11 protein-coding genes and 1 pseudogene are annotated in these 11,945 nt (G+C 74.7%); 6 read left to right on the plus strand and 6 right to left on the minus strand.

The annotated features are described in order from the left end of the window. Positions 1-120 precede the first annotated feature (120 nt). Together O7603_RS30140 and O7603_RS30145 are read right to left on the minus strand one after the other, a co-directional pair. Positions 121-1,065 carry a terpene synthase gene (locus tag O7603_RS30140; protein WP_281573100.1) on the minus strand — a complete coding sequence of 315 codons (945 nt, stop codon included), beginning with the start codon at positions 1,063-1,065 and terminating at the stop codon, positions 121-123. 124 nt (positions 1,066-1,189) lie between these two features. Then, a complete protein-coding gene (locus O7603_RS30145) occupies positions 1,190-1,819 on the minus strand; it encodes a TIGR03085 family metal-binding protein (RefSeq protein WP_281573101.1) in 630 nt (209 codons plus the stop codon). 162 nt (positions 1,820-1,981) lie between these two features. On the opposite strand from O7603_RS30145, the gene O7603_RS30150 reads away from it, so the two are divergent. Together O7603_RS30150 and O7603_RS30155 are read left to right on the plus strand one after the other, a co-directional pair. After that, positions 1,982-3,865 carry an ABC transporter ATP-binding protein gene (locus O7603_RS30150; protein ID WP_281573102.1) on the plus strand — a complete coding sequence of 628 codons (1,884 nt, stop codon included), beginning with the start codon at positions 1,982-1,984 and terminating at the stop codon, positions 3,863-3,865. Between the two features lie 55 nt (positions 3,866-3,920). Then, positions 3,921-5,699: an ABC transporter ATP-binding protein gene (locus tag O7603_RS30155; RefSeq protein WP_281573103.1), complete on the plus strand. Its 1,779-nt coding sequence runs from the start codon at positions 3,921-3,923 to the stop codon at positions 5,697-5,699. A gap of 55 nt (positions 5,700-5,754) precedes the next feature. Here O7603_RS30155 and rpsD read toward each other — a convergent pair whose 3' ends face one another. Further along, a complete protein-coding gene (rpsD, locus tag O7603_RS30160; RefSeq protein WP_281573104.1) occupies positions 5,755-6,366 on the minus strand; it encodes a 30S ribosomal protein S4 in 612 nt (203 codons plus the stop codon). A gap of 70 nt (positions 6,367-6,436) precedes the next feature. Here rpsD and O7603_RS30165 point away from each other — a divergent pair, with 70 nt between their 5' ends. Continuing rightward, positions 6,437-7,180: a DUF2470 domain-containing protein gene (locus tag O7603_RS30165; RefSeq protein WP_281573105.1), complete on the plus strand. Its 744-nt coding sequence runs from the start codon at positions 6,437-6,439 to the stop codon at positions 7,178-7,180. A gap of 53 nt (positions 7,181-7,233) precedes the next feature. Here the strand turns inward: O7603_RS30165 and O7603_RS30170 are convergent, their stop codons facing one another. From O7603_RS30170 to O7603_RS30180, 3 genes are all read right to left on the minus strand, one after another. Next, a complete protein-coding gene (locus tag O7603_RS30170) occupies positions 7,234-7,830 on the minus strand; it encodes a TetR family transcriptional regulator (protein WP_281573106.1) in 597 nt (198 codons plus the stop codon). Positions 7,831-7,985: 155 nt separating this feature from the next. Next, complete coding sequence (locus O7603_RS30175) at positions 7,986-8,741, minus strand: ABC transporter permease (protein ID WP_281573107.1); 756 nt, start codon at positions 8,739-8,741, stop codon at positions 7,986-7,988. After that, a complete protein-coding gene (locus tag O7603_RS30180; protein ID WP_281573108.1) occupies positions 8,738-9,511 on the minus strand; it encodes an ABC transporter ATP-binding protein in 774 nt (257 codons plus the stop codon). Before O7603_RS30180 ends, O7603_RS30175 begins: the two co-directional genes overlap by 4 nt. Before the next feature lie 109 nt (positions 9,512-9,620). On the opposite strand from O7603_RS30180, the gene O7603_RS30185 reads away from it, so the two are divergent. The 3 genes and pseudogenes from O7603_RS30185 to O7603_RS30195 form a co-directional block, all read left to right on the plus strand. Further along, entirely contained in the window at positions 9,621-10,010 is a 390-nt protein-coding gene (locus tag O7603_RS30185; protein ID WP_281573109.1) for a MerR family transcriptional regulator, read from the plus strand. Beyond that, positions 10,007-11,011 carry an aldo/keto reductase gene (locus O7603_RS30190; RefSeq protein ID WP_281573110.1) on the plus strand — a complete coding sequence of 335 codons (1,005 nt, stop codon included), beginning with the start codon at positions 10,007-10,009 and terminating at the stop codon, positions 11,009-11,011. The genes O7603_RS30185 and O7603_RS30190 overlap by 4 nt, the downstream gene beginning before the upstream one ends. Before the next feature lie 159 nt (positions 11,012-11,170). After that, positions 11,171-11,767, plus strand: a pseudogene (locus tag O7603_RS30195) (phosphoribosyl-AMP cyclohydrolase); the annotation flags it as partial. Between the last annotated feature and the right edge of the window lie 178 nt (positions 11,768-11,945).

Genomic DNA, 11,945 nt, shown 5'->3' on the forward strand with positions numbered 1-11,945 from the left:
CTTCGGGGGTGTGGCGTGACGGTCGTCACGTCATGGTGGTTACCGAAGGGTATTGCGTCACGCCCCGTCACGGCTAGCCCGGGTGATCGTCCAAGGGTTCCGTCCCAGCGGGCGGAACGGTCACGCGTACCGGGCGGCGACCAGTGACCAGTCGTAGGTGGCCCGGATCCAGTTGCGCCGGGCGGCGAGCACCGGGCGCAGCGCCGCCTCCCCGGTCGCCAGCAGGTCGGTCTCCGCCACCAGGTACGCCGCCAGCGCGTCGTTGAACCGGTCCGCCGCCGCCCGCAGCGCCCCGGCCTCGTCCCGGCCGGACTCCCGGGCGATGACCGTGACCAGGTTGTGCCCGTCCGGGGCGGCCCGCTCCTTGCCGTAGGAGAAGACGTCGTTGCACCAGCAGACCAGGTCGGCGGCGAGGGTGTCGACGGCGAGCAGCGCCGGGTCGCTGCGCAGCGCGGCGCCGGGCAGCCCGTCCAGGGCGAGGTCGGTCAGGGCGAAGCTGGGATGGACGCCGCCGGTGTGCCGCCGCATCTGGACGTACTCCGCCACGCCCGGCGCCCGCCGGTGCTCCCGGTTGGCCGCCTCCCACAGCAGCGCCAGCAGATAGTCCCGCAGCCGGGCGACGAATCGCAGCAGGAGGGGCGAGTGCCCGCGGGCCCGGACCCGTCGGCAGAGGTCGTGCAGGGCGGCGCCGAGCGGACCGGCGTCGGCCGGCGCGGCCGTCGCCTCGCCGTGCCGGTCCAGCACGTCGAGCAGCGCCGCCACGACCGGTGCCAACCGGGTCGGCGCGTCACCGAGGCCGTCCTCGTCGCAGGCGTCGTCCATCACGAACAGCCAGGAGATCAGGTCGGTCAGGAGACGGAGCCGGTCGAGCGGTCCGTCCGGGTAGGCCCGCCCGGCCAGGCCGGCGGCATCGGCGCGGCGCAGCCGGCTCAGCCGATGTCCGGAACCGATCAGCCCAAAACTCTCCGCCCACGCGGTGGTCTCCCCGGCCACCACGTCGCTGCCCTCGTGGCGCCGTGCGGGGAAGGGGGGTTCCCGCAGCGCCGAGACCGCGAAGGTCCGCATGTTCCCCCAGTCGCGCCGTCCCGGAGTGATACCGCGCGGGAAAGCGTACGGGAGTACGGATCGGTGCGGGTCGCTGGGTGCAAAATGCATGACGAACGGTTAGTGACCGTTTACGTACAGTCGGTTACATTCCCAGGCTGGCGGTGCGCAACCGATGTGCGGACGCCGCCGGTCCGTCCAACTGGACCCGGGCCACCCGCTGCCGGCCGGAGAGGAACAGCGTGAGTTCGGCGGGCGCCCCGACCACACGCAGCGGCTCGCCACCCCGACCGACGGAGAGGTCGCCGTGTCCGGGCGCCTGCACGTAGAGGTCGGCGGGGAACCGGCGCAGCGCCAGCCGGGCCAGCGGCGCGGCCCGCCGCCAGAGCGCGGACTGCAGGCCGGCGGGCAGGTCGCGGGGGAGCCAGCCGGGCCGGGCCCGGCGCACGTCCTCGTGATGGATGAAGAACTCCATCGTGTTGGTCAGCTCGTCGACGAGCGGGTTGCTCACCGGGCTCCAGAGCGGCGGCCGACGCACCTGGGCCACCAACTCGGCGAACGGCCGGGCGGCGAACCGCCGGCGGACGCGCTCGGCGTACCCGCGCAGCGGCGGGAGCACGATGCCGCCCGCGGCGTCCGGGCGGCGCTCCCGGAGGACCAGGTGCGCGGCGAGGTCGCGGGTCAACCACCCCTCGGCCACGGTCGGCGCGTCCGGTCCAACGGTCAGCAGGAGATCGGCCAGCGCCTCGCGCTCGGCTCGGGCGTACCGCGGCATGGCCCCGATGGTAGGCCCGGACGCCGCCGGCGGCTCGCCGGCGCGGCGCCGGAGACCCGCCGCCCGGTGTACGTGACCGCCGACATATCCGCTCGGACGGCGGGGCCGGGCCCCGACCGGTAAGGATGGGGGAGATAATTGCGGCTTACGGCGGGGGAGAGCGTGGCGAGCGGGACAAGTCGGGACGTGCTCGGTCGGGGGTTCGCGGTCCTCGGGCGGGCGATCCGGGAACAGCCACGGATCTTCACGGTCGCGGTCACCGGCAGCGTGCTCTTCGGGGGCCTGGTCGTCGTCAGCGCGTACGTCGTGGGCGCGGTGGTCGGGGACGTGGTGGTCCCCGCGATCGCCCGCGGCTCGGTCGGGGTGGCCGCGCTCGTGCTGGCCGCCACGGCGCTGTTCGGCATCAGCGTGTTGCGGGTGGTCGGCATCTTCGGTCGCCGGCTCGGGGCCGGCTACATGCAGTACCGCCTCCAGGCCGCGTACCGGCGGCGGGTCACCCGGCGCTACCTGGACCTGCCCCTCTCCTGGCACCACCGCAACGCCACCGGCACGCTGCTCTCCAACGCCAACTCGGACGTGGAGGCGACCTGGTACCCGATCGCGCCGCTGCCCTTCGCGGTCGGCACCCTGGTCATGCTCGTCGGCGCGGTCGTCTCGCTGTTCGTCACCGACTGGGCGTTGGCCCTGGTCGGGCTGGCGGTCTTCCCGGCGCTGTTCGCGCTCAACGTGGTCTACTCCCGCCGGATGGCGCCCCGGCAGGCGCGGGCCCAGCGGCTCCGCGCCGAGGTCAGCGGGATCGCCCACGAGAGCTTCGACGGCGCGCTGGTCGTCAAGACCATGGGACGGGAGGCGCAGGAGACCGCCCGGTTCGCCGGCCGGGCCGGCGAGCTGCGGGACGCGCTGATCTCGGTCGGCCGGCTGCGGGGCGTCTTCGACCCGATGCTCGAGACCCTGCCCAGCCTCGGCACCCTCGCCGTGCTGGTGGTCGGCGCGTTCCGGCTGCGGCAGGGCGCCATCAGCGTTGCCGAGCTGGTCAGCGTGGCGTTCCTGTTCACCGTGCTGGCGTTCCCGGTGCGGGCGATCGGGTGGGTGCTGGCCGAGCTGCCGCGCAGCGTCGCCGGCTGGGACCGCGTACGCCGGGTCCTCGACGCCACCGGGGAGATGCCGTACGGCGACCGCGAACTCGACCCCGCCACTCCGGGCGGGGCCACCCTCGGCTTCGCCGACGTGAGCTTCGCCTACGAGCCGGCCGAGGCGCACCTGCCCGGCGCCGAGGTGCTCGGCGAGGTCTCCTTCACCGTGCCGGCCGGCCGCACGGTCGCGCTGGTCGGGCCGACCGGAGCCGGCAAGTCCACCATCGCGTCGCTGGCCGTGCGCCTGGTCGACCCGCGGTCGGGCACCGTCACCCTCGACGGGGTGGACGTCCGGCAGCTCACCGCGGGGTCGCTGGCCCGCACCGCGGCGCTCGTCGCCCAGGTGCCGTTCGTCTTCGACGACACCGTCCGCGCCAACATCACCCTGGACCGGCCCGGCATCGACGACGAGGACGTCTGGGCGGCGCTGCGGCTGGCCGAGGCGGACGGCTTCGTCGCCGCCCTCCCCGACGGGCTGGACACGATGGTCGGCGAACGCGGCACGTCGCTCTCCGGTGGGCAGCGGCAGCGGCTCACCCTGGCCCGGGCCCTCGCCGGCCGGCCGCGGCTGCTGGTGCTCGACGACGCGACCAGCGCCGTCGACCCGAGGGTCGAGGCGGCCATCCTGGCCGGGCTGCGCGCGGCCGACCGGTCCGGAGCGACCGCCACGTCGATCCTGGTGGTGGCGTACCGGCGGGCCACCATCGCGCTGGCCGACGAGGTCATCTACATCGAGCAGGGCCGGGTGGTGGCGCGCGGCACGCACACCGCGCTGCTCGCCACCGTGCCCGGGTACACCGACCTGGTCACCGCGTACGAACAGGCCGAGGTGGAGCGGTCGGCCCAGGAACAGCCGTACGACGAGGAGGTCGCCCCACTGACGTCCGGCCTCGAGATGGAGGTGGACCGGTGAGCGCGAGGAGTGCAGCGCAGCGGAGCCCCGCAGTCGCGAACGAAAGGCGGACCCGGTGAGCGACGGGACGGAACGGCCGGAGGAGGTCGAGTCGACCTGGCGGACGCTGCGCCGGGGCCTCGCGCTCTCCCCGGAGCTGCGGACCGGGCTGATCGGCACCCTCGCGCTGGCCCTGGTCTACATGATCGGCCGGGTGGCCGTGCCGGTCGCCGTGCAGCAGGGCATCGACCACGGCATCGTCGGCGGGCTGGACCTCGACGTGGTCTGGGCCGTCGTGGCCGTGACGGCGGCCATCCTGGTGGTGACCACGCTCTGCGGCTACCTGATGATGCGCCGGCTGTTCACGGTGAGCGAGACCGCGCTGGCCGGCGTGCGGACCCGCGCGTTCCGGCACGTGCACGACCTGTCGATGCTGCACCAGCAGTCCGAGCGGCGCGGCTCCCTGGTCTCCCGGGTCACCAGCGACGTCGACCAGATCACCCAGTTCCTCCAGTGGGGCGGCGTGATCCTGCTGGTCAACCTCGGTCAGCTGGTGGTCACCACGATCGTGATGCTCGCCTACTCCTGGCAGCTGACCCTGGTGGTGTTCGCCGCGTTCCTGCCCGCGGTGCTCGTGATCCGGCAGCTCCAGCGCCGGCTCGGCGTGGCGTACGGGACGGTCCGGCAACGCACCGGCACGTTGCTCGGCGCGATCGGGGAGAGCGTGGTGGGCGCGCCGGTGATCCGGGCGTACGGCATCGCCGGCCGTACCGCCCGGCGGTTGGACGAGGCGATCGACGGGCAGCGCCGGGCACAGCAGCGTGCCATCCGGATCAGCATCCTCGGCAGTTCCGTCGGTGAGCTGGCGGCCGGGCTGGCGCTGGCCGGCGTGGTGGTGCTGGGGGTCACGCTCGGCGTGGACGGCACGCTCTCGATCGGTCAGTTGACCGCGTTCCTCTTCCTGGTCACGCTCTTCATCCAGCCGGTGCAGATCGCCACCGAGGTGCTCAACGAGGCGCAGAACGCGATCGCCGGCTGGCGCCGGGTGCTGGACGTGCTGGACGTGAAGCCGGACGTGGCCGACCCGGGCGAGCAGGGGCGGGACCTGCCGTCCGGGCCGCTGGACATCCGCTTCGCCGAGGTGGGCTTCGCCTATCCGGGCGGGCCGCCCGTGCTGCACGAGATCGACGTGGAGATCCCGGCGAAGAGCCGGGTGGCGGTGGTCGGCGAGACGGGCAGCGGAAAGACGACGTTCGCGAAGCTGCTCACCCGGCTGATGGACCCGACCGAGGGCGCGGTGCTCCTCTCCGGGGTGCCGCTGGACCGGGTGCGGTTCGCCTCGCTGCGTTCGCGGGTGGTGATGGTGCCCCAGGACGGCTTCCTCTTCGACGCCACGGTCGGCGAGAACGTCCGCTTCGCGAGGTCGGACCTGACCGACGACCAGCTCACCACGGCGTTCGGCGAGCTGGGCCTGGCCGACTGGCTGGACGGGCTGCCCGCCGGGCTGGACACCCCGGTCGGTGAGCGCGGCGAGGCGCTGAGCGTGGGGGAGCGGCAGCTGGTCGCGCTGGCCCGCGCGTACGTGGCCGACCCGGACCTGCTGGTGCTGGACGAGGCGACCAGCGCGGTCGACCCGGCCACCGAGGTGCGTCTCCAGCGCACTCTGGACGCGGTCACCCGGGGGCGGACCACGCTCGCCATCGCGCATCGGCTCTCCACCGCCCAGGCCGCCGACGAGGTGATCGTGGTGGACCGGGGTCGGATCGTGCAGCGCGGCCCGCACGACGAGTTGGTCCGCGACCCCGAGTCGACCTACGGCCTGCTGTACGCCTCCTGGCTGGAGCAGACCCGCTGAGCCGTCCCGGTGCCCGGCGGCGGGCCGCGCCGCGGCGGCGGCCCGCCGTGCCGGGTCAGCGGGAGTAGAACTCCACCACCAGCTGCTCGTCGCAGATCACCGGCACCTCGTGCCGGGCCGGCTCCCGCAGCAGTGTGGCCCGCAGCGCGGTCAGGTCCACGGAGAGGTAGGGCTGGCCCGGCCCGTCGCCGCGGTTGGCGCCGGTGGCGGCGAGCTGGAACGGCAGCGACTCGCGGCTGCGCTCACGGACGCCGACCACCTGCCCGGGGCGCAGCCGGTACGAGGGCCGGTCGACCTTGCGTCGGTCGACGGTGATGTGGCCGTGGGCGACCAGCTGACGCGCCTGGTAGATGCTGCGGGCGAGGCCGGCGCGGTGCACCACCGCGTCGAGCCGCCGCTCCAGGAGCGCCACCAGGCTCTCACCGGTCTTGCCGGCGCCGCGGACCGCCTCGTCGAAGGTGCGGCGGAGCTGCGTCTCGCTGACGTTGTACTGGTGGCGCAGGCGCTGCTTCTCCAGCAGCCGCACCTGGTAGTCGGACGTCTTGCGGCGCTGCCGGCCGTGCACGCCCGGGGGGAAGGGGCGGCGCTCGAAGTACTTGACGCACTTCGTGGTCAACGGGATTCCGAGGGCGCGGGAGAGCCGGACCTTGGGCCGGGACTGGTTCACGGTGGACCTCTCCGATCGGGTGCTCTAGGGTGCTAGTTAGGTAAGGCTAACCTATGAAGGAGTGAGTGCCATGCGGCCCAGCCCCGCGGAGATCGTCCGCACCCTCGTCGCGGGCCGGCTGCCCGGCCTCGTCCACCTGGCGCACCGGCCGGGCCCGCACCACGTTCGGCACGTCACCGACCCGGACGGGCAGGTGCTGCTGCTGGTCCCGGTGGTCAGCGACCTGGCCGCCGCGCTGCGGCCCGCCGAGGGCGAGGACGACGTCGCGCTCGTCCTCGACGTGCTCGACCTGCCGCCCGCGGCCGGCGCGCCGACGCTCGGCCGCGCCTGGGTCTCCGGCTGGGCGACCGAGCTGCGGGGGGAGGAGGCGCGCGCCGCGGCGGTCGACTTCGCCGCCGTCGAGCCGACCGGCGACCTGCTCGATTTGGGCACCCGGTTCCGGCTGTTCCGGTTCGAGGTGGTCGAGGCCCGCTGGGAGCGCGCCGGCGCCGGCCATCGGATCGACCCTGAGGCGTACGCCGCGGCCCAGCCGGATCCGCTGCACCACCTCGAGGCGGAGTTGCTGGCCGACCTCGCCGACCACCACAGCGCCGAGGTGACCGGCTACCTCCGCCGGCAGCTCGGGCTGACCGACGACGGCGGGGACGGGCCGCCCCGGGTGGTCCGGATCGACCGGTACGGCCTGGTGGTCGCCCTCGGCCGGCCGGGCGCCCGGCGGCGGGTCCGGCTGGAGTTCCCGCACCCGGTCGCCGACCACGACGAGCTGGCCCATCTGCTGCACCCGATGGTCTGTCCCCGCGCCGCCGCCGGGTAGGACGCCCGCCTCCGGATGCGTTGCCGGCGACCCGGTCTGGTGGCGCGGTGCGCTCAGCCGGGCAGCTCGCCGGTGAGGTAGCGCTGGACGGTCGGGCCGACGGTGGCGACCAGCGTCTCCGGGGCCGCGGAGGCGACCGGCTCCAGCCGGATCACGTGCCGCATCATGGCGAGCCCGATCAGCTGCGAGGCCACCAGCGACCCGCGCAGCGGCAGCTCGGCCGGGTCGACGTCGAGGTGGTCGAGCACCCGGCGCAGGACCTGGGTGGTCAGGAACTCCCGCAGCAGCCGGGCGGTCCACTCGTTGCTGACCGCCGACCGCAGCAGGGCCACCCCGGCCGAGCCGGCGGGGGAGTCCCACACCCCGAGGAACATCCGGACCAGCCGCTCGCCGAGGCCGTCGCGGTCACCCGCGAGAACCGTCGGCAGGAGCTCCCGGGGGTCGACCGGGGCCCGCATCGCGGCCAGGAAGAGCTGGTCCTTGCTCCCGAAGTAGTGGTGCACCAGGGCCGGGTCCACTCCGGCCGCGGCCGCGATCGCCCGGATCGACGCGGCGTCGAAGCCGCGCTCGGCGAACGCGGCGCGGGCCGCGCCGAGGATCGCCTCCCGGGTGTCGGGATTGCCGGGTCGCCGGCCGGTCCGCCGCGTCATCGCCGCCCTTCGCTCGTCCACCCGCCGCCGTCCGACGACGGGCCGTCCCGCTGCCCGCGCGGCGCCGGTCCCGGTCGGCCCGGGAGTCCGGGCTGCCCGGCGTCCCGGGTCGGCACCCCGGGCCCGCCGCCGCGCCGCGACGGGCCCGGACCGGGTCAGCCGCTGCGCCGCCGCAGGGTGGCCGAGGCCAGCACCAGCGCCAGCACCGTGGCGCCGGCGACGATCGCCACGTCCCGCCACATGGTGCCGGTGGGCTCGGCGTGCGCGCCGACCTCCTGGAGCGCCTCGACGGCGTACGACAGCGGCAGCGCGTCGCTGATCGCCTGCAGCCAGCCCGCCATCTCGCCGCGGGGCACGAAGAGCCCGCAGAGCAGCAGCTGGGGAGCGACCACGACCGGCATGAACTGTACGGCCTGGAACTCGGTGCGGGCGAAGGCACTGCAGAACAGCCCGAGCGCCACCGCGAGCACCGCGTTCAGCGCGGCGACCATGATGACCAGCCCGATGCTGCCCGCGGTGTCCAGGCCGAAGACCCAGTACGCCACGGCGGAGGCGACGGTGGCCTGGACCGCGCCGGCCAGCCCGAAGGCGATGCCGTAGCCGAAGAGCAGGTCGGCCTTGGCCAGCGGCGTGGTGAGCAGCCGTTCCAGCGTGCCGGTCGTGCGCTCGCGGAGCATGGCGATGCTGGTCACCAGGAACATGATGATGAACGGGAAGAAGCCGAGCATCACCAGCGCGATCCGGTCGAAGGTGCTCGGTCGGCCGGGCGGGGTGGGCTGGTCGGCGTACATGTAGTAGACGAGGGTGAGCAGCACGGCGGGCACCACCACCAGCAGGGCCACGGTGCGCCGGTCGTGGCGCAGCTGACGCAGGATGCGGCCGGTGGTGGCCGCCAGGATCCGCGGGTTCACGACGTCTCCCCTCCGCTCTCGCCGGTCAGGACGGTGGTGCCGGTCGCGCGACCGGCGCCCGTCTCGGCCGCCTTGATCAGCCGCAGGAACGCCTCGTCGAGGTCGTCGACGCCGGCGGCGGCGCGGACCGCGGCCGGGGTGTCGTCGGCGACCAGGCGCCCCTCGCGGATCAGCAGCAGCCGGTCGCAGCGGGCGGCCTCGTCCATCACGTGGCTGGACACCAGCAGGGTGGTGCCGGTCGCCGCCATCGCGTGGAACTGCGCCCACAGGTCGGCCCGCAGCACCGGATCCTGGCCGACGGTCGGCTCGTCCAGGATGACCAGCTCCGGCCGGCCGACCAGCACGCACGCCAGCGAGGCGCGGCTGCGCTGGCCGCCGGAGAGGTTGCCGACCAGCTGGCCGGCGGCCGAGCCGAGCCCGACGTCGCTGATCGCCCGGTCGGCGTCGGCCTGCCCACGCCCGTAGAGGGTGGCGAAGTAGCGCGTGTTCTCGCGTACGGTCAGGTCGGCGTAGACGCTGGGCGCCTGGGTGAGATAGCCGACCCGCCGCCGCAGCGCGGCGGCCCCGGCGGGCTGGCCCAGCACGGTGACCGTGCCGCCGGCGACCACCTGCACCCCGACCACCGCGCGCATGAGCGTGGTCTTGCCACTGCCGCTGGGCCCGAGCAGCCCGGTGACCGCGCCGCGCGGGACCACGCAACTGATGCTGTCCAGCACCCGTCGCCGGCCCCGGTTGACGACCAGGTCACGGACCACGATCGCCTCGTCCATCGCCCGCCTCCCGAGAAACTCATCATCTGTTGAACTCAACGCTAGATGAGATATCGGTGGATGCGCAACAGTTGACTTCGTGTGCACTCGAACTGGAAGCCTGGATGCCGTGGACACCAGCACCCGGGAGATCACCCTCACCGTCGGCGAGGCGGCCGAGCGGGTCGGCCTCACCACCTACACGCTGCGTTGGTACGAGCAGGAGGGACTGGTCGCGCCGGTCGGGCGGGACTCCGCCGGGCGGCGCCGCTACACCCCCGGCGACGTCGACTGGCTCTTCCTGCTCACCCGGCTGCGCCGGACCGGCATGCCGGTCCGGGACATGCGCCGCTACGCCGAACTGGCCCGGCTGGGCGACCGCACCCTCGGCGCCCGGCGAGCCCTCTTCGAGGCGCACCGCGACCGGGTGCTGCGCCGGATGGCCGAGCTCGAGGAGGACCTGAAGGTGCTCGACTACAAGATCGACGCTTACCGCCGGGCGGAGGAGGAGGGCCGATGACGCCCCGTCGGATGGGCGCCGGCGGCCCGGAGGTCTCCGCGATCGGCCTGGGCTGCATGGGCATGAGCTTCGCCTACGCGGGCCGGGACGACGCCGAGTCGGTCCGGACCCTGCACCGCGCGCTGGACCTCGGCGTCAACCACCTGGACACCGCCGACATCTACGGTGCCGGCGCCAACGAGCGGCTGCTCGGCCCGGTCGTCCGGGCGCGCCGCGACGAGGTGTTCCTGGCCACCAAGTTCGGCAACCGCGCCGGCGGCGGGGGCTTCGGCGGCACCGGCACCCCCGGCGCGTACGTGGACAGCAGCGCCGCGTGGGCCCGGGAGGCGTGCGACGCCTCGCTGGCGCGGCTCGGTGTCGACAGGATCGACCTGTACTACCTGCACCGGCGGGACCCGGCCACCCCCATCGAGGAGACCGTCGGGGCGATGGCCGAGCTGGTCGCGGCCGGCAAGGTCCGGCTGATCGGCCTCTCCGAGGTCAGCCCGGCGACGCTGCGGGCGGCGTACGCGGTGCATCCGATCGCGGCGGTGCAGCTGGAGTACTCGCTGTTCAGCCGCGACGTCGAGAGCGAGATGCTGGCCACCTGCCGGGAGCTGGGGGTGGCCCTGGTGGCGTACTCGCCCGTCGGCCGGGGGCTGCTGACCGGGGCGATCACCAGCCGGGACCAGCTCGCCGGCGACGACTGGCGGGCCGGCGCGCCACGCTTCGCCGAGGGCAACCTGGAGGCCAACCTGAGGCTGGTCGACGAGGTCCGCGCGGTGGCCGCGGAGGTCGGGGCCACCGCGGCCCAGACGGCGCTCGCCTGGCTGCTCGCGCAGGGTGAGGACGTGCTGCCGATCCCCGGCACCAAGCGGGTGCGCTGGTTGACGGAGAACGTCGCGGCGGCCGACGTCCGGCTCGCCCCCGCGCAGCTCGCCCGGCTGAGCGCGGCGATGCCGCCCGGGGCCGCCGCCGGCGAAAGGTACCCCGAGGCAGCAATGCGATTCGTCGGGCACTAGCCGCCGGACCGGACAGTAGGTCCGGCATCGGACATTGCGCCTCGATCGGGCGTACGGCACGATGGCGCCGTGGGTCACGCTCCGTTACCGGATGCCGGTTTCCTCGACGACTGGGCCGCCCGGCTGCGGCAGTTCGCCGAGCGACCCGTCGTCGGCATCATGCTGCGCGGCAGCCACGCCCGGCGGGCCGCCACCGCGCACAGCGACGTCGACCTCGACGTCCTGCTCGGTGGCGCCCCGTACGCCGCGCAACGGGCGTACCTCGCGGAGACCCCCGGCCGGCTGACCCACGTCTCGGTGGCGGCGCGGGACGTGCGGTCCTGGGTGGCCCGGCTCGGCGAGCCGGCCGAGTGGGCCTTCGGCCTGCCGGTCTTCGCGCCGGCCCGGCTGCTCTGGGCGGACGCGCACTGGCGACGCCGGATCGACCTGCCGGTGCTGTGCCAGCCGGCCGGGGAGCCGCAGCTCGAGGAGCTGATCGCCACTCTCGGTAAGGCCGCCGGGGCGCGGGCGGCCGGGGACCACCTCGGCGTCCGGCTCGCCGTCGCCGACCTCGCCCGGCTCTGCCCGTCGGTGCTGCGGCTGGCCAACCCCTCGGTGCGGGTGGCCTCCCGCCGGGCCGCGTTCGCCGCCGCGCTGAACCTCCCGGTGGCCCCGGCGGGATACCGGGAGGACATGCTGCTCTGCCTCGGCCTGCGCCCCGGCGCCCCCGGCCACCTCTGGGCGGCGGCGGTCCGGCTGGTCGCCGGCTCGCTGCCGCTGATCCGCCCGTATGCGGGCCAGATCGCCGAGTCGGCCGGGTCGGACCTCGCGGACGCCCTGCTCGACGGCCGGCTGGACCGCTACGTCGCCCAGCTCGCCGGCCCGGCGGATCGTGCCACCCGGTCCCGGCGGGAGGCGTCGCCGGTGCCCTCGCCGCGTGCGGGAGAATGGGTGA

This window comes from Micromonospora sp. WMMD812 (assembly GCF_027497215.1).
GTDB lineage: Bacteria > Actinomycetota > Actinomycetes > Mycobacteriales > Micromonosporaceae > Micromonospora.